The following is a 17,719-nucleotide window of genomic DNA, read 5'->3' as shown; positions in this document are numbered from 1 at the left end:
TGTTATACTAAAATCCATCATATAGGAGTAACTTATGACCAACGAATTTCTTCATTTTGAAAAAATCAGCCGCCACACTTGGCAGAATCTGCACCGTAAAAAAAATCCACCGCTCACCGAGTCCGAACTCAATTCTATCAAGAGTTTCAATGACGAAATCAGCCTGCAGGATGTAACGGACGTCTATCTGCCTCTGACCAATCTTATCCAAATTTACAAACGTTCCAAAGAGGATCTCGCCTTTTCAAAAGGTATTTTTCTGCAAAAAGAAAGTAAAAGACAACCTTTTATTATCGGAGTTTCTGGTAGTGTTGCCGTTGGAAAATCAACGATTAGTCGCCTGCTGCAAATCCTTCTGTCACGAACTTTCACAAATGCAACCGTTGAATTGGTGACGACCGATGGCTTCCTCTATCCTAATCAAACCTTGATTGAATCAGACATTTTAAATCGCAAGGGCTTCCCTGAAAGCTATAATATGGAACTTTTGCTGGATTTCTTAGACCGCATCAAAAATGGTCAAAACTATAAAATTCCTGTCTACTCGCACGAAATCTATGATATTGTCCCAAATGAAAAGCAGGAAATTAAAGCAGCTGACTTTGTCATCGTAGAAGGTATCAACGTCTTCCAAAATCCGCAAAACGAACGCCTTTACATGACTGACTTTTTTGACTTCTCCATTTACGTGGATGCCGAAGTCGAAAATATCGAGTCTTGGTATCTGGACCGCTTTAAAAAATTACTGGCACTAGCCAAGCACGACACGGACAACTACTACCATCGCTTTACGACCCAGCCCGAAGAAGAAGTCATGGCACTTGCCCATAATATCTGGGAAACAATCAATCTGGTGAATCTGATAGACTATATCGAGCCAACCCGTAACAGGGCTGAAGTGATTTTGCACAAGGCAAAAAATCATGAAATTGACGAAATCTATCTAAAAAAATAATTTAGGCTTGTCAAATCACAACTTTTCATATATAATTAGATAGTTAGTATTTTCAATGGAGGTGAATAACTTGGCAAACATTAAGTCAGCTATCAAACGCGCTGAATTGAACGTTAAACAAAACGAAAAAAACTCAGCTCAAAAATCAGCTATGCGTACTGCAATCAAAGCATTTGAAGCAAACCCGTCTGAAGAACTTTTCCGTGCTGCTAGCTCAGCTATCGATAAAGCAGAAACTAAAGGTTTGATCCACAAAAACAAAGCAAGCCGCGATAAAGCACGTCTTTCAGCTAAACTTGCTAAATAATGCATCGCGCATACAAAGGAGCTCCACGGAGCTTTTTTTGTTGCTCATTATAAAGGAGAATTTATATGAAGATTGCTATCATCGGCTACTCCGGCTCCGGCAAGTCAACCTTAGCCCAGCAGTTAGGCCACTTCCACCATATTCCCGTCCTTCATCTAGACACGATCCAGTTTGAAGAAGACTGGCAGACTCGTAGTCAAGACCAAGTCAAGGCTGATTTAGCGGATTACCTCAAGCGAGAACAATCCTGGGTCATCGATGGCAACTACTCTTTTGCCTACTTTGAGGAAAGAATGGCTCAGGCTGATCAGATTATCTTTATGAACTTTTCTCGCTGGAACTGCCTCTATCGTGCCCTTAAACGCTATCTAAAATATCGCAATCAAGTGCGAGAAAGTATGGCATCTGGCTGTACCGAAAGACTGGATTGGGAATTTATTCGCTGGATCCTTTGGGATGGTCGGACAAAAGAGACTAAGACTCGCTATGAAAAAGTTCGCCAAACCTATCCTAAGAAATTCATCGAATTGCAGAATCAAAAGCAATTATCAGACTATGTAAAAAAGTCTGGGACAAAAGTCTAACCTTAAATATAAAAAGCGAACAAAACGGAGTTGTCTGACACTCAGAATTCTGTCTTGTTCACTTTTTTGTCTAATCTATCGATTTTAAAAATTTATAATAAAGAATTCCTAAAATCAAAATCTTTTTGTCCCAGCCTCGCTCAGTCTTATCTGTCAAGAAAAAATCAGAAGTATTCATCGAAGAGGTAAAAAGGCGAAATTCCAACTTACAAAATTGTAAGAAAAATGAGAGAAATGTAAGCTAGAGAAATGGAAAGAAGAACCTCTTTCTTGTATCATGGGAAAGGAAAAAGGAGGATCCTATGAAAAAAATGATTGACAATAGCAGTTTGAAACTGCTGGCTATGCTTGCCATGCTGATTGACCATATCGCCTGGGTATCTTTTCCACTGGCTACCAATATGAATATTCTCTCTCCTAACTGGCTTGCCAATAGTATGCACATAATAGGCCGCCTGGCTTTTCCAGTCTTTGCCTTTTGTATCGCGGAAGGCTATCGACACAGTCATGATGTGAGCAAGTATATGAGACGATTGGGGCTGCTGGCTCTTATCAGTATCATCCCTTTCTCTCTGATGGGCTGGGTTACTGGTCTTGGCTTTATCATGCAAAATACGGTTGTTACTCTCTTTTTGGGGCTCTGTGCTCTTTATTACAGTGATCACCAAACAGCAACCTGGAGAAAAGTTCTAATTATTCTACTCTGTTTTACTCTGTCCATTATTGCCGACGGCGGACTGGCGGGGGGAGTTTTTGGTATCTATGCCTTTGCGAAGATTAAAGATCCAATCTTCCGAAAAATTGGCGGTGTCTTGGCACTGAGCAGTGTGCAAATTCTAATTTTGGCTTTCAATTTCTCCTATGATGGTTTGGCTGATCTGACTGCCACCTGTCTCTTGTTTCTCCTCGTGACCTCTTTCTACAACGGTCAAAAAGGGGCCAATATTGGAAAAGTATTTTACTTGTTTTATCCCCTTCATTTGCTCGCCCTGTCTCTGTTTCGAATTGCCTTTCTCTTATTTCTAATGTAATTAATGAATGTGTTAAAAGCTGCAGTAGAATACCTGTTAAGTTAATTTTTCTTTTGGTAAGTCTCAATAATAGAATAAAAGAATCTGGGACAATAGTCTCTTTGCTACAAAAAAAGAGTTTGGGACAAAAATATTTCAATTTTTAAAAATCTTAATTATTAAGCCCTTCTAATCTAGAATAAAATGCGAAAAGCGAACAAAGCAGAATTCTGATTACCAGAAAACTAGTTTTGTTCGCTTTTTATATTTGAGGTCGGACTTTTGTCCCAGCCTCCTTTTCTTATTCTTCTTTTACAAAACTAATTCTTTATCATCTGAAAGATCTGCTTGATAGGCAAAACCTGCAAAAGAGAGCTGTTTGATTTGCTCAAGATGATCGACCTGAGCTTCCATCAAAGCAGTCAAAAATTGCCCACGCGCTTTTTTAGAAATAGTAGAATGGCTTTTGAGTTTGCCAGCCTTTTCCTCTAAGAATTTAAAACGAAGCATCTTCTCTCTGACCGATTTTTCAAAAACATCTTCAAATTCACTAGACAAGAGCGAAAGCAGCATATCCTCATCCGCTACTGCTTTTGTATAATCGTCCCGCCAAAATTTTTTCAGCGTTTGACCATTTGGCTTCAGCCCCACCAAAAAGTCCAGCCGATGAGGAGCAATAGGACTAAGGGCAGGAATGACCCCATATAGACTAGACGTTAACAGCAAATGCTCTTGAATGTAGGATTTCTCCTCTTGTGTCCAATCTTTTCGCTTGATATTGCGATACATAAGCCCGTCAAATAAGTGCAAGGCTGGATAGGTCTCCGCTTCATTCTTGCTTAAATTTTGAATCCGCTGGTATTCTATTTCGGCCATTTGCGGACTGATTTTGTATAATTTTTCCAGCTCCTTGGCTGAGAATTGCAACAACTTTTCTATTATGATTTCGCTTTTAGGCGTCAACTGGGAGCGCCCCAGCGAACTCTGCTCTTCATTCATTTCTTTAGCAGTCGGAATTAAAATCTTCATATTCTTCCTTTCTCATCTTGGATTCTGAGTCCATTTTCCTGTTTTCCTTACTCATGATTATAGCAAATTTTGGACTAATTGGATTTATTCTTGACTTTAATTTTCAAAAATGATAATATCTAGTTATAAAAACTAGATATTAGAAAGTTTAAAATTTGGAAACAAAAAATCTGTTCCCTAGATGGGATGAATTACCTGTTCTTGACCTGTATCTGGACCAGGTCCTGCTCTATGTCAACAAGGTCTGCATGCCAGCTTTTACCGCATCTGACAAAGGCTTGACCGCATCCATGATCAATAATTATGTCAAGCATGGCTACCTTGAAAAACCTTCAAAGAAAAAATACAATCGCCAGCAAGTTGCCCGCTTGATTGCCATTACAAGCTTGAAAACTGTTTTTTCTATTCAAGATATTGCTGCGACTTTGGATATGCTCAACGCTGAAACCCAGTCTGAGGAGCTTTACAATGACTTTGTGGATTATATGAATGGGCAGAAACTTGAAGTGACACCCATCATTGCCAGTGCTTGTCAGACCTTAAAACTCTACCAGCAAACCCTTGCCTTTATCCAAATACCCGAAAAGGAGGTCGATAACGATGAACTACGCGCTTAAACTCAGTAAACAACTCTCTTTTGGAGAGGAGATTGCCAATGCTGTTACCCATGCCGTCGGAGCTGTTTTGATGCTGATTCTTCTGCCTATCTCAGCAATTTACAGTTATGAAGGGCATGGCCTCGTTTCTGCTGTTGGCACTTCTATCTTTGTCATAAGCCTTTTTCTTATGTTTCTTTCCTCTACTATTTACCACTCCATGTCCTATGGCTCTACCCACAAATATATCCTGCGGATTATTGACCACTCCATGATCTATATTGCCATCGCGGGCAGCTATACTCCCGTCGTCCTTTCACTCATGAATGACTGGCGGGGCTATCTGATTATCGTGATTCAGTGGGGCACGACCATCTTTGGTATTCTCTACAAAATCTTTGCCAAGAAGGTTAATGAGAAATTCAGTCTGGCTCTCTATCTAATTATGGGCTGGCTGGTGATCTTTATCATTCCGCAAATCATAGGACAAACTGGGCCAGTGTTTTGGGGACTGATGCTAGCTGGCGGGCTTTGTTACACAGTCGGCGCTGGTTTTTATGCCAAAAAGAAGCCCTACTTCCATATGATTTGGCACCTCTTCATCCTAGCTGCTTCTGCCCTACAGTACCTAGCAATTGTTTATTTCATGTGAGAGTGGGACAGAAATCGGTAATTCGTTAGAATTCGATTTCGTCGTCCCACCTCCGCACAGTTGAGTAGGGCTGTAAAAGCTGATGAAATCAGCCTAGTAGAGCCCACTCAACTACTGCGTCTTGCTCGACACTCCAAAGACAATTGAGAGGCCGGGACTTTTGTCCCAGCCTCTTCTCTATAGTATAATGTAGCTCTTCAACCAAGCCTACAACTGATCTGCGAAGACCACTTCTCAAAAGCAGGGTCTTTGAAAATAATAAAAATTTAAGCTTTTTCTGCTAAGATAAAGATAGAGAAGATTATCTCTGGCAAATGATTCTGCCAGTTATGGAAGGAAAACGAATGACTATTTTATCAAAAATCCGCCCATCGCAGCCTCTGAAAGAGCTGAAATGGTTCGATATTCTTGTGATTACTCTGCTCATGTTTGGTCAGTTCATCTACCGATCAACTGAGCTTTACCTAGCTAGTTTTTCAACAACAGCGACGACTGCAGCTACTGAAACGGTCAGCAATACAGCTAGCGAAGGCGCAGCCTTTTCTAGCAATTTCAATCTTCAGCTTTTGATGCTGGTCTTGACCATTCTCTATCTCTTACTGCGGCGCTTTGATTTTAAGCAGCTTCCCATCCGCCTGACTTGGTCGGTTCTACTCTGGACACCTCTGATCTTCGTAGCAGTAGGATTCTTTGGCGACATCGTGATGACACTGAGCGGCGAGTATAATTACTTTGATCCAACCCTCTGGTCCTATATAGATTTACTGGAAATTTTCCGGAAATTTGCTGATCTGACACCAATGACCATCCTCTATGGACTGCTCAACGGCTTCTATGAAGAATTCTTCTTTCTTGGCCTCATGACTTCGGTCAAGGATAAGTATAAGTGGTGGGCGCTGGCCTACTCTACTATCGTTCGGATTTCTTTCCATACTTATCAAGGAATGCTCTGGGTCTTGGTTATCGGAGTGGTCTATGGACTCCTTTACTATTTCCTTTACAAGTACAAGGTCAAGAACCTTCTGCCTTTCTTCCTCATGCACGCCTTGGCAGATATGTTTGGCTCCAGCTTGATGTATGTACTGATTAACTGGCGCTCCTAAAAGGATAAATCTCAGCTAACAAAAAACTGTAGAATAAATCGCAACTAAAAGAGAGTGGGACAGAAATCAGTAATTCGTTAGAATTCGATTTCGTCGTCCCACCTCCGCACAGTTGAGTAGGGATGAAAAAGCTGATGAAATCAGCGTAATAGAGCCCACTCAACCACTGCGTCTTGCTCGACAATCCAAAGACAATTGAGAGGCTAGGACTTTTGTCACAGCCTCTTTTTATTATTGTTATTTACGAATTGAAACTAGCAATTTCGCTATCAAGTCTTTTCATATAGTAGCGATAGATCAGATAAGAAACAAGTCCAGAAATCACAATCAGCAGAACTGAAAGGAGGTAGAGAACAGTGAGAGGCAGGGAGTATGAAATCGCATAGAGAACACCAATTACGATAATCACTCCAATGGTAAAGGCTAGTGCCAATAGGGTCTTACCCATACTATTATCTCGAGTCATTAGCTCGTTGACATTGGACCAGTTGGTCACCAAATGCTTATAATCCCGATGATAGCCCCAAGCGCTCCAAGCTAGACTGGCAATAAACCAAACCAGCAGCATAACCAGAAAAGTCACCGGATGAACATGGAAGATAAGACTGGTCGCCAAAAGAAGAATCACTGGTAGAATGGACTGAATAGCAAAGAGATACCAAAATTTGAGACGAACGTATTTTCTGAGCTCAAAAGGCAAAACCTTTAGATAATCAAAATTTTCCCGCTCCAAGGATAAACCAATAGAGGTCAGATTATTCCCACCCGAATTGAGGGTAGCGATAAACATAGCTAGGAAGATAAGCGGAAGTAAAAATCGTGGAATCAAGAACGGGCTAACATCCAGACCTGCATTGATCGCCCCCATGAGCATACTAAAAATGATGATGTAAGGTATCAGTGCCGACATAAAGAGAGCCTGCAAGATGACCGAACCTTCACTCAGCAGCCGAATGTGGTAGCGCCAGACGAACTTCTTAAAATTCTTGGCCTCGTCCATATTGATATCGCGCACCCGCTCGCGTTTGCCACTTGCTGCTCCTGTCATCAAGGCTGCTTCATAAAATTCTGGTATGACCTTGAACTTGACCACCAAAAAGAGCAGAACCGCCACGGCAAGCCAAGCTAAAATTCCTAAAATCGCAGTCAAGCTAAGAGGATTGATGATAAAGTCGTAAAAGGCTACAACTGGCGGGAAATAAGGTGTAACCATTGTATTGCTGGCGATACTGCGACTGTTCATCTGATTGATAAAGATATAGAGACCTACCGAGCCTAGGGAAACTAGCCCCAGAATCACATTGGATAGGATGGTCTTATACTTTCTAAAGAAGGCTGTCTTAGTGATAAAATGCACCAAAATCAAAATGACAAAGGTTATAACCGAACTTAAAATGACAATCGAAACCAAGGCCAGAGGCAGGCCGACTAAAGGATTTCCGCCTTGAAGACCTAGTACGATAAAATAGCTATACATGGGCAGAATCGCAATCAAGAGAGTCAGGACAACAGAGATGCTCTTTCCGACAATGATTTCTGATTCACTAAAGGCATAGGGCCGATAGGACTGCAAATCCTTGCTTTCATAAAAGACATTATAGAAAACGAGGAAGCCCTGTGACATGGAAAATATAGCAAATACGGAGACCATATTGGCAAAAAGGCCCGGATTTCCTACCATGTGATTGAAGGCACTCATGATGCCAAAAATAACCAAGTAGACAAAACCCAAAATCAAGTACATGCGAATGGTCTTCTGAGAGACATTGACCTTGACCGAGGGATTCTTTGCCTGCTTCTTGCGGTATTGCTGCAACTGCGAAGCTTGAATCGCATAAAGAATATTGATATCAACCAATTTTTTAATGGCATTAAAGCGCATCTGGACTCACCTCTTCTCTGCGACCAGCCAGACCTAGATAGATGGTTTCGAGGGACTGGTCTGGATGCTGGGCTTTCAAGTCTTCAACCGTTCCGTAGAATATCAGCTCTCCTTTTTTGAGAATAGCAATCTTATCGCATAGCTGTTCAGCCACTTCTAAAACGTGAGTTGAAAACAGAACTGTATTGCCCTTATCAGCATGCTCACGCATCATCTGCTTTAGATCAAAAGCTGCCTGAGGATCCAAGCCCGTCAAAGGCTCATCCAAGACCCAGATATCTGGATCAGACAAAAGGGCACCAATGACAAAGACCTTCTGCCGCATACCGTGTGAAAACGACTCAATTACTTCATAGCGATGACTAGCAAAGTCAAAGATAGCCAGCAGCTCACCCAAACGAGCTTCTACTTCTGCCGTGGTCATGTCGTAGGAAGTCGCCACTAGCTCCCAAAATTCATTGGCTGTTAGGCGCAAGAAAAGGTCAGGAGAATCAGCTACATAGCCGATTTTTTTCTTGATTTCTAGACGATTACTGGATAGCTCCTTTCCGTCCACAAAAATTTGTCCCTGCGTCGGATTGATAACACTGACCAAGGATTTAATGGTCGTTGACTTACCCGCTCCATTGTGACCGATCAGACCGACAATCTCACCGCTTTCCAAGGTTAGATTCAGCTGGTTAAGCGCCAGCTTGCCATCATAGTCTTTTGTAACATCTCTAAATTCAATCATGAGAAACTCCTTTACTATGTTTTAAGCTTATTATACTATCTTAAAAGTTATTTGTCTTAAAATGAGCGAAAAAGTTCGGATTTTGCTTTGAAATAATCTATAGCCATCTTTTAAACCTTGAAAAATTGAGCATTTTCCAGCAGATAGAGCAAGAAATTAGGAATGGTTTCCAGCATGTCCTGCTCATAGACACGCTCAGTCAGCTGATGCAAGTCCTTGCCCCATGGTCCAAGATTGATACCAGGGATATGATTGACCGCAATTTCTGGGAAATCCAGATGATAGAGATTCTCAGGTACAGGCATACTGGCAATCAAATCTTGGTATTCAGCGGCAGGCTTCTCCAAGGCACAGTAGCTAAGGTCACAAATTCCCATGAAAAATTCGTCCACTTGGAGTTGACAGCCAACTTCCTTGTCCAGATAATCTCGATAAAGTTGAATGACCTTGTCAATCCTAATCGGACTGTCTGACAAACGGCGACAATTCATGGATGGATAATAAGGCGGTGCGATTGCTAAGACAACCAAAGCTTCCTTACGGTCGTAGAAATCTAGAACCTTCTGGATATTTTGAATGCTGATTTCCTGATAGGATGCGCCTTCTTGCAAGGCTTGCTGGGCTTCTTCATAAATCTGCTGCAAAGTTTCTTCAAAACCGATTTTTTCTTGGCATTCTTGCAGTAATTCCTGATAGGTCAGCACGCGTGGTTTTGGTACAAGCTTGCTTTCTTCATAAACTTTCTGCAACTGACAGTAGTTTTGATAAAAGCCATCCACTGCTTCCTGACTAAGATTCTTTATGGTCGCCAACAGCTCTGTTGGACTCTTTTCTAGATAAAGGACGCTGAAATAGCCTGCAGCACGCAGCACTGTTGACACATCGTAATTTTCCTTCAAATCGCGCAGATAGGACCAAGATGGCAGGGGCGAGCGTTCGCCATAGGCCATGTCAGACAGAGCCGGATTAAGGTCAATTTTTTCAGCAACCTTGGCTAGCAAGGACAGGGCATTGATCCCCTTCGAGTGGCTCTTTCTATATGCGAAAGGATGCCCTCGAGTCACGACAACTGGCATCAACTTTCCAACTGTTCCTACATGAAGCACCTTTTCCTCCGCTGACTGACTCTCAAAAGGCTCAGAATCCACGGCCAGAAGATAATGAAGGTGGAAGCGCTCCTTTAATTCAGCAAGCAAGGCTGTTGCTGCCCGCATGCCTTGAGAATAGGACTCCTCATCTCCGACCGACAGATAGAGCAAATTGGCCTGACCAGACTGTGTCTGACTATATCTCTCCACTACTCCCAGCTGCAAGGCCAGAGCCGCCTTCATGTCGCAAGAGCCCCGACCGAACTGCCATTTGTCCGACGCAATATCCGCTAAAAGATCTGAATCTGAAGAAATGGAGGGTAATTTTTCTTTAAGGGACTGATTATCAAAAGCCCAGTCTTTGAGACTGCCAAAGTCCTCAATGTCCACCGTATCATGATGATGAAAAAGAATAACGGTGTCAGCTGTATCTCGCTTAACCAGAGCCCAGTTGACACTGCGGTTATAAAAATCATTTGGAATCTGATAGCAGCCAAACTGTTCTGGATGCTCCTGAAAATAAGGAATCTCCCCTATCCGTTCCTGAAGAAAGGCTTCAATCTTCCGCTCAGAACTAGTATGGGTAAAACTTTCAATCGCCATACTTTGGTCAAAAATATCTTGAATATACTGTTTCATTCTTTCTACCTCTATATTGCTGGCACTTCTGACTTGCAGGCCAAGGCCAGCTGAAAGACGATAAGGCAAAAGCAGCCAATCTTTACCTAGTCAGGAATGTTTGGCTGCTTTTATCTTGTAATGACTAACGATGTGAATATTTCTTAACGAGGCCAGACATGCCGAATGTGCTGACAAGAAGCACCAAGCCTAGATAGAACATTCCTTTTTCTGAATGGCTACCAGTTTTTGGCAAGGAAGCTGGAGCTTGTTGAACGGCTACCTGCTCCACTTGAGACGCTTCTGGTTGACTAGGCAATTGCTGCACCTGAGGCACCACTTTCTGACTACCCAATTGCTGCACATGGTCCGTCGCGCCTTTCACATGTTCTTTACGTCCACCCCTCAAATCGACTGACGGAGCTTCTTGTTGCGGCTCCTGTCTATCAAAGATATATTCTGGAACTTCTCTGATTTCTGGTGCAACTAGCTTTTCACCAAGAATTTCAGGTAAGTTAGCGTATTCTGTATCAATAGAATTCGCTACATAATCAGCTTTTTGAGAACGACTAGCTTCCACAGTTGGTACGAGCGCACTAATGGAATCCGTTTTGAAAGTCACTGCATACTGACGCTTAATCGTCAAGTCGCTAGGGTCATAAGTATTGAAGACCAGAGCTAGCTTGTGACCTTTTTTCACCGTGTAAAGATTCGGCTGCAAATACATGGTATAATCATGGAATTGGCCGACTTTTGGCTTAATACTCTTTTCTGAACTAGACGGTGTATAGCCTGATTCTGGATTGGCTAAGTTTAGCCAGCCCTTAGCAATGACCTTGTACTTAGTTTTGGTTGTCGCAAAATTTTTAACATCCAGATTGCTGAGATTGCTACCCATCCAGAAGTCACCAGCCTTGCTGTCATCGCTGGTATCACCATTTCCAACCACATCAAACTCTTGGTCTGATACATCTACCAAGAGCGCATTGACCTGCAGATTTCTGCCACTTCCCTTGGCTAAAGCTGCCTTAAAGTGTACTGGAATATGGCCTTTGATAGTCGTATCTTCTTTGACTTCTGTCATAAAGGTCATGTTAGCCTTAGAAGATCCTTGACTGACAGTTTCATCTCGCTTGCTAGTGTCAATCCCAGCAGCCGCATAGTCACTGGAAATGGTTTCTTCTAGACGTTTGGACTTAGCTGTCAAAATCAAACGATTAGTGCTTTTCCAATTGTCATAGCTCGTCCATTTATTTGGATCGTAGTTATTTTGTGCCAAAACAGCAGGAAGCTTGCCAACATCGTTCTTGACATCGTAAAGATAATGAGAGAACCAAGTATTGAGCAAGTCGTAGAAATCTTGATTGTTGGCTTTGATGCCATAACCTCGAGAGATAGCTGCTGGATGGACATGGTCTCCTTGGTGGAGATAGAGTTTTACATTTTGTCCCGCTTTTTTCAAGACATCATACATAAGCTCAAACTGTTTGGTTTTGACATTGTGATCATTTAAGCCATGTACCAGCAGGGCACTAGTCTTTATCTTTCCTGAATTTAGGGTATAATCGCGTTCCCGCCAAACTTGGCTATAATTGCGACCGTGAGCTTTTTGGTCCTTGTTTAGCTGATTGATGTAGTCAGCATACTTGTTCCAGATTGAAGCCCAATCGTCTTTATCAAGCATCCGAGTTGAAACGTAGAGTGATAGCCAAGACAGATCGCTGTATGGCGGATTGCTGTAGGCTGTTCCTTGGCTATTGAAATAATCATACCAGCTAGCAATTCCTGCGGCTGGAACGATGGTTCTCAGGCCTTCTACACCCGTTGTTGCCACACCAAAAGTTGTCGTACCGGCCCAAGATAGACCAGTCATGCCAACTTTGCCATTGGCCCAGTCAGCCTTGATTTCAATATTGCTAGTTTTGTCTGTGTAGGCGGTCCGTTTACCGTTGACCCATTCGACAATATTTTTAAAGGCTTCTACTTCCAAATCAGATCCAGTTGTATTGAAACCTTCTGAACCCTTAGTACCCAGACCAGCACTGGAAACAAAGGCATAGCCACGCACTAGGAAGTAATCATACCAGTTCAAATTCTCGTAATCATAAATCCCTTCATAAGGGCTATAGTAGTACCAATCTGACGCTTTGGCCTTCTTCGCCGCATCAATACTGCTCATGCTAGAGACTGGTTGGCGCTTAGCAGGCTTATTGTGCAAACTCTTCATATCATAAGAACCGTTTGTCGGCAGATTGAGACTTTCCAAGGTCACATAGTTTTCGTCCAAAGTCCCTGCGACGTAAGGACGAGCTTCTAAAATTGTCGAAGCCTTAAAATCGCCTTGGGCTACTGCTTTAGGAAGTTGTACGATAGCCTTGACGAGGTCTCGTTTTCCGTCTCCATCCGTATCATGATCTGTCTCAACATAAACAGGAAAACGGACGATATCGCTTTTCTCATACGAATAGTCTTTATCTTCCTTAGCTCCACTGCTGTATGGGAAAATTGGCTGCGCCCGACCATTCAAAAAGAGCGGTGCTTTCTTTTCCGCACGATAGGCATCATGCAGGCGCTTGGCAACAGCATACATAGTCTGCAGATTGCTTCCTTGTACACGAGCTGTCAAATCAGCCTCTTTGTCAATCATTCCCATGCTCTTAGCTAGATTCACCCTATCTTGGGCACTGGTACCTAACTGAGATTCGTTGACAGCTGCCCATTTCAGTAGCTCATCGACTGCTTCCTGCAGGGTCAGTTCCTTATCAGCTAAAGCTGGATTTGAAAGGCTCCCCGTATAAGCAGACAGGTCTTGTCCTTTGGCAGTAGCAGGCACAGAAGAAGGCACTAAGCTAGCATCTTGAGCCCAAGCTAAAGGCGGAGACTCCAGTGACGAAGCAGCTCTTTCAGAGCTCGCAGCTGGTTTTTCAGCAGTGACCAACTCTCCTTCTTGCTTTTCTGGCCTTGAAGAATCCGACGATTCCTTGCTTTCAACCTCTAAAACCGCTGGCTGCTGGACTGAAGAGACAGGCTCAGAAGGCTTTTCAACAGCTTCTGTATGAAGAATCTCCTTGCTTTCGACATTCGCCTGACTCGCCTCGTCGGCTTGAACAACCTGGCCTAATGCCAAAGGAGCAAATAGCAAGACTGATAAGAGTAACCTCATTAGTCCTTTCTTTTTCATAAAGAACTCCTTTCCTTTTTTAAGTTTATTATCTGTCCATTATACTATGTAAGCGCTTTGATTTCAATACTACTTTTGGCTTATTATCCAAAAATATCAGATTAATTTGCACAAACGTTTGTGTCATCATTCTTCTTTTGGTAAAATAGACCCATCCTAAGAATCTGAGGTATCTCGTATGGAAAATCAAACATTGATGCAATATTTTGAATGGTACTTACCAAATGATGGACAACATTGGAATCGCTTGGCGGAGGATGCTCCTCATCTAGCATCAAAAGGCATTCGCAAAATTTGGATGCCACCAGCTTTTAAAGCAACGAGCTCCAATGATGTCGGCTACGGAGTTTATGATCTCTTCGACCTAGGTGAGTTTGACCAAAAAGGAACTGTCCGCACCAAATATGGTTTTAAGGAAGACTACCTAAATGCTATCCAAACTCTCAAAGCCAATGGCATTGAACCCATGGCTGATGTAGTTCTTAATCACAAAGCTGCTGCGGATTACAAAGAGCGCTTTACTGTCGTTGAAGTGGATCCCAACGACCGAAACATAGAAATCTCAAAACCATTTGAAATAGAAGCGTGGATGCATTTTACTTTCCCAGGCCGCAATAAGAACTACAATGACTTTGAATGGCATTGGTACCACTTCACTGGTACGGACTATGATGCCCAAAACAACAAGTCCGGTATTTATCTCATCCAAGGAGACAATAAAGGCTGGGCGGATGATGAGCTAGTGGACAATGAAAACGGAAACTATGACTATCTCATGTATGCCGATATTGACTTCAAGCACCCAGAAGTCATCCAAAATCTCTACGACTGGGCCTACTGGTTTATCGAAACAACTGGCGTTCAAGGATTTCGTTTAGATGCTGTCAAGCACATTGACTCCTTCTTTATGAGAAATTTTATCCGCGATATAACTGCAAAATACGGTGAGGATTTCTATGTTTTTGGGGAATTTTGGAACAGCGATGAGACGGCTAATAACGACTATCTAAAAAATATCGAATACCGCTTTGATCTGGTTGACGTCAAGCTCCACCATAATTTCTTTGATGCTAGTATAGCTGGGTCAGACTTTGACCTACGGACGATTTTTGATCAGACGCTTGCCAAGAATCATCCTGAATCAGCCGTGACCTTCGTGGACAATCACGACACCCAGCGAGGACAAGCTCTGGAGTCCACCGTCGAAGAATGGTTCAAGCCAGCGGCCTATGCTCTTATCCTACTTCGAGAGGAGGGACTGCCTTGCGTCTTTTATGGTGACTACTATGGTATTAGTGGAGAATTTGCCCAAGAGAGCTTCCAAGACGTGCTGGACAAGCTCTTGGATGTCCGCCTCAATCTCGCTTACGGCGAGCAAACTGACTACTTTGACGATGCCAACTGTATCGGCTGGACTCGCCAAGGCAAGGACGACGGTCAACCAATCGCTGTTGTTGTCAGCAATGACCAAGCCAGCAGCAAACGTATGCTGGTCGGCTCACAATGGGCTGGTAGAGAATTCAGCGATTATCTGGGCAAGAGCTCTCAAATCGTGACCATTGACGAAGAAGGCTGGGGAGAATTTCCAGTGGAGGAAAAGTCAGTCAGTGTCTGGTCTGTCAAATAATCTGTATATTCAAAAACGAGAGGGATAAATTTCCTTCTCGTTTTTTTAGTATTTCAAGCTCATATAAAACTTACTATTTTAAAAACTGCTTTATTTTTCCTGCCAACTCATCACTGGCGTAATCATGCACATAATGAGGGTAGTCTAGTAGAATTAGCTCTGTCTGTGAATGCGCTGCTGCAAAATCCTTCTGGAAGCTCTGCCATTCTCCCTGACTATAGCCAGTCCCTTGGCCATTTGAAGAAAAGAGCAAGAACGGTCGTTCAGGAAGCTTTTCCCTCGAAACTAGCTCAGCATTTTGCTTGACCTGGGTGACCTCTTCATAAACAGCATTTGCCAATGGACGACGATAGAAAAGAGCCTTGTATACCTGCTTTTCTTCTACTGTCAAATCACCAGACGCAAGAGCGGGAACTTGCTTGTCAGCATCATAAAATACCCGGCTTAAGCCTAAATTAGCAGCCATTTGTAAGCCTTTATAAGCTAAAGGATAGAGACTCAGATCAGTGTAAGAACTCGGTAAAGCCATATCCAGTCCGATAATGCCTTGGACTTCTTCTGGATATTTTGCAATCCAATGAAGCGCTTCTAGCCCAGCCATAGAGTGAGCTACCAAAGTATATGGGCCAGTGATTTCAGCCTTTCTTAAAGCCTGCCTCGTCTGGGCAAGTACCGTGTCAATGTCTCTACTATCTCCTTGGCTGTCATCGCTGAAGCCATAACCTAACCGTTCGACCACAACTATGCGATAATCTTTTTCCAATCTTGAATAGAGGGTCCTAAAGTCAAGAATGGGTGAAGTTGTGCCACCACCCGCCAAAAAGACCAGCGTCTGCTCTCCTTGACCAGTTACATAGACATTCATTTTCTTGCCATCTACTTGAACCAGTCGACCTGAGGGATTATCAAGTAATTTTTGCTCTTTAGTCAGGCAGATTTGATGATAAGTAAAGATTAAGACCAGAACACTGATGATTGTAAAAAGCAAACACAGAAAAAATTTCTTAAAATACCTGAACATCATAACTTTCCAAATATCTTTAAGCACCTACGAAAACTAAACCGATTAAACAAGAACAGCCATTCTGCTTCCCACAGGATACTCAAATTTCTGCCTTTTATTCAAAGCTAAATGCTCTACTTTTACTCCACCAAGCCACTTCTCAGATAAGCATTCACCATGCGCTCTGCCGCGACAACTGAATCAATATGCGTGCGCTCGTAAGAGTGGCTGGATTCGATACCAGCACCTAGCAGAGCATGCTTGACTTCTGCGCCTGCACTCATGGCTGCAGAGGCGTCTGATCCGTAAAATGGATAGATGTCCAATTTGTAAGGAATGTCCTGCTCCTTGGCTAAATTTACCAAATGCTGGCGGAAGCCATAGTGATAAGGGCCTGAAGCGTCCTTAACACAGATGGAAACTGTGTACTCATCTGTCTGCTGGTCGTCACCCATCGCACCCATATCAACCGCTAAATACTCTACCGCTTGCTCAGGCAGGCTGGAATTAGCCCCATGACCAACCTCTTCAAAGACACTGAAGGCAAAATGAGTCGTCACCGGAAGCTGAATATTTTCCTCTTTATAAACGCGCAAAAGATTGATCAAAATAGCCGCGCTGACCTTGTCATCCAGAAAGCGGGACTTGATAAAGCCTGACTCGGTAACTGTGGTACGGGGGTCAAAGGAAATAAAATCACCGACTTCGATTCCTAAATCGCGAGTTTCTTTCTCACTTGTCACCTTTTCATCCAAACGAACTTCCATATTGTCCTGAGTTCGCTCAACCGTCCCAGCGTCCTTATAGACATGGCAGGAAGTCTGGTGAACTAGGATAGTACCGCTGATAGTCTTGCCACTGCTGGCCACATGGACTAGACAGTTTTCTCCTTCAATCATGTTCCAAGGGAAACCGCCAATTCGATCCAGCTTGAGACGACCGTCTGGCTTGACCGCACGCACAATAGCTCCCAGAGTATCCACATGGGCCGTCACGACACGATGTTGAGCATCATTTTCTCCCTTAACCACGACATGAACGCCGCCTTTATTGGTCCGAACAGGCTCATAGCCCAAGCCTTCCAGCGTTTGTACCAAATAGTCCGCCACCTCAGCTGTAAAGCCTGTTGGAGAAGGGATAGCCGTTAATTCTTGTAAATATTGAACAGTTTGATTCATCATAACTCCTTTAGATCATTTATACTGTCAATTATAGCATAAATCCGCTGTCAAATATCGTCCTGACTGGCTCTTTCCTCCTGATTTTAGATTGGTTTAGCAAAATCTTCGATGAAATTGGAAAATCTATACAAAAATCCTCTTCTCCAAGCATGTATCAATCTTAGAGAAGA

At 42.9% G+C, this 17,719-nt stretch carries 15 protein-coding genes; 8 read left to right on the top strand and 7 right to left on the bottom strand.

The window, feature by feature from the left end; genetic code table 11:
• The first annotated feature begins 34 nt into the window (after positions 1-34).
• From coaA to I872_RS03520, 4 genes are all read left to right on the top strand, one after another.
• On the top strand, positions 35-955 hold the full coding sequence (coaA, locus tag I872_RS03535) for a type I pantothenate kinase (protein WP_015604779.1): 921 nt from the start codon (positions 35-37) through the stop codon (positions 953-955).
• Between the two features lie 70 nt (positions 956-1,025).
• A complete protein-coding gene (gene rpsT, locus I872_RS03530) occupies positions 1,026-1,262 on the top strand; it encodes a 30S ribosomal protein S20 (RefSeq protein ID WP_001274000.1) in 237 nt (78 codons plus the stop codon).
• Between the two features lie 65 nt (positions 1,263-1,327).
• Positions 1,328-1,846, top strand: a complete 519-nt coding sequence (locus tag I872_RS03525) for a DNA topology modulation protein (RefSeq protein ID WP_015604778.1) — start codon at positions 1,328-1,330, stop codon at positions 1,844-1,846.
• A gap of 302 nt (positions 1,847-2,148) precedes the next feature.
• The gene (locus I872_RS03520) at positions 2,149-2,877 is read left to right on the top strand and encodes a TraX family protein (RefSeq protein WP_015604777.1); all 729 of its coding nucleotides are present in this window, start codon (positions 2,149-2,151) and stop codon (positions 2,875-2,877) included.
• Between the two features lie 291 nt (positions 2,878-3,168).
• Here I872_RS03520 and yaaA read toward each other — a convergent pair whose 3' ends face one another.
• On the bottom strand, positions 3,169-3,885 hold the full coding sequence (gene yaaA / locus I872_RS03515; protein WP_015604776.1) for a peroxide stress protein YaaA: 717 nt from the start codon (positions 3,883-3,885) through the stop codon (positions 3,169-3,171).
• A gap of 155 nt (positions 3,886-4,040) precedes the next feature.
• On the opposite strand from yaaA, the gene I872_RS03510 reads away from it, so the two are divergent.
• The 3 genes from I872_RS03510 to I872_RS03500 all read left to right on the top strand — a co-directional run bounded on the left by I872_RS03510 (position 4,041) and on the right by I872_RS03500 (position 6,236).
• Positions 4,041-4,502, top strand: coding sequence for a DUF1836 domain-containing protein (locus I872_RS03510; protein ID WP_015604775.1), 462 nt, complete (start codon positions 4,041-4,043; stop codon positions 4,500-4,502).
• Complete coding sequence (gene trhA, locus I872_RS03505) at positions 4,486-5,133, top strand: PAQR family membrane homeostasis protein TrhA (RefSeq protein ID WP_005590131.1); 648 nt, start codon at positions 4,486-4,488, stop codon at positions 5,131-5,133. The genes I872_RS03510 and trhA overlap by 17 nt, the downstream gene beginning before the upstream one ends.
• Before the next feature lie 344 nt (positions 5,134-5,477).
• The gene (locus I872_RS03500) at positions 5,478-6,236 is read left to right on the top strand and encodes a CPBP family intramembrane glutamic endopeptidase (protein WP_041826878.1); all 759 of its coding nucleotides are present in this window, start codon (positions 5,478-5,480) and stop codon (positions 6,234-6,236) included.
• A gap of 241 nt (positions 6,237-6,477) precedes the next feature.
• On the opposite strand, the gene I872_RS03495 is transcribed toward I872_RS03500, so the two are convergent.
• From I872_RS03495 to I872_RS03480, 4 genes are all read right to left on the bottom strand, one after another.
• Positions 6,478-8,118 (bottom strand): hypothetical protein, encoded by a 1,641-nt coding sequence (locus I872_RS03495; protein ID WP_015604773.1) that lies wholly within the window; start codon positions 8,116-8,118, stop codon positions 6,478-6,480.
• Complete coding sequence (locus I872_RS03490; RefSeq protein ID WP_015604772.1) at positions 8,108-8,851, bottom strand: ABC transporter ATP-binding protein; 744 nt, start codon at positions 8,849-8,851, stop codon at positions 8,108-8,110. Before I872_RS03490 ends, I872_RS03495 begins: the two co-directional genes overlap by 11 nt.
• Positions 8,852-8,961: 110 nt before the next feature.
• On the bottom strand, positions 8,962-10,578 hold the full coding sequence (locus tag I872_RS03485; RefSeq protein ID WP_015604771.1) for a M20/M25/M40 family metallo-hydrolase: 1,617 nt from the start codon (positions 10,576-10,578) through the stop codon (positions 8,962-8,964).
• 124 nt (positions 10,579-10,702) lie between these two features.
• The gene (locus tag I872_RS03480; RefSeq protein ID WP_015604770.1) at positions 10,703-13,738 is read right to left on the bottom strand and encodes a CocE/NonD family hydrolase; all 3,036 of its coding nucleotides are present in this window, start codon (positions 13,736-13,738) and stop codon (positions 10,703-10,705) included.
• Between the two features lie 178 nt (positions 13,739-13,916).
• Between I872_RS03480 and I872_RS03475 the strand changes: the two genes are divergently transcribed.
• Positions 13,917-15,365, top strand: coding sequence for an alpha-amylase (locus I872_RS03475; RefSeq protein ID WP_015604769.1), 1,449 nt, complete (start codon positions 13,917-13,919; stop codon positions 15,363-15,365).
• Between the two features lie 73 nt (positions 15,366-15,438).
• Here the strand turns inward: I872_RS03475 and I872_RS03470 are convergent, their stop codons facing one another.
• Both I872_RS03470 and I872_RS03465 read right to left on the bottom strand, forming a co-directional pair.
• A complete protein-coding gene (locus I872_RS03470; RefSeq protein WP_231913982.1) occupies positions 15,439-16,353 on the bottom strand; it encodes an alpha/beta fold hydrolase in 915 nt (304 codons plus the stop codon).
• Positions 16,354-16,508: 155 nt separating this feature from the next.
• Positions 16,509-17,546, bottom strand: coding sequence for a M42 family metallopeptidase (locus tag I872_RS03465; RefSeq protein ID WP_015604767.1), 1,038 nt, complete (start codon positions 17,544-17,546; stop codon positions 16,509-16,511).
• Between the last annotated feature and the right edge of the window lie 173 nt (positions 17,547-17,719).

The organism is Streptococcus cristatus AS 1.3089 (genome assembly GCF_000385925.1).
Classification (GTDB): domain Bacteria; phylum Bacillota; class Bacilli; order Lactobacillales; family Streptococcaceae; genus Streptococcus; species Streptococcus cristatus_B.
Note: the sequence above shows the minus strand (reverse complement) of the source record. Positions and strands in the feature narration are given on the sequence as shown.

Coding starts and splice junctions, on each gene's coding strand:
- I872_RS03465 (WP_015604767.1), bottom strand. CDS start 17,546: ATGAATCAAACTGTTCAATATTTACAAGAATTAACGGCTATCCCTTCT.
- I872_RS03500 (WP_041826878.1), top strand. CDS start 5,478: ATGACTATTTTATCAAAAATCCGCCCATCGCAGCCTCTGAAAGAGCTG.
- I872_RS03495 (WP_015604773.1), bottom strand. CDS start 8,118: ATGCGCTTTAATGCCATTAAAAAATTGGTTGATATCAATATTCTTTAT.
- I872_RS03525 (WP_015604778.1), top strand. CDS start 1,328: ATGAAGATTGCTATCATCGGCTACTCCGGCTCCGGCAAGTCAACCTTA.
- I872_RS03480 (WP_015604770.1), bottom strand. CDS start 13,738: ATGAAAAAGAAAGGACTAATGAGGTTACTCTTATCAGTCTTGCTATTT.
- I872_RS03475 (WP_015604769.1), top strand. CDS start 13,917: ATGGAAAATCAAACATTGATGCAATATTTTGAATGGTACTTACCAAAT.
- coaA (WP_015604779.1), top strand. CDS start 35: ATGACCAACGAATTTCTTCATTTTGAAAAAATCAGCCGCCACACTTGG.
- I872_RS03520 (WP_015604777.1), top strand. CDS start 2,149: ATGAAAAAAATGATTGACAATAGCAGTTTGAAACTGCTGGCTATGCTT.
- yaaA (WP_015604776.1), bottom strand. CDS start 3,885: ATGAAGATTTTAATTCCGACTGCTAAAGAAATGAATGAAGAGCAGAGT.
- I872_RS03490 (WP_015604772.1), bottom strand. CDS start 8,851: ATGATTGAATTTAGAGATGTTACAAAAGACTATGATGGCAAGCTGGCG.
- I872_RS03485 (WP_015604771.1), bottom strand. CDS start 10,578: ATGAAACAGTATATTCAAGATATTTTTGACCAAAGTATGGCGATTGAA.
- trhA (WP_005590131.1), top strand. CDS start 4,486: ATGAACTACGCGCTTAAACTCAGTAAACAACTCTCTTTTGGAGAGGAG.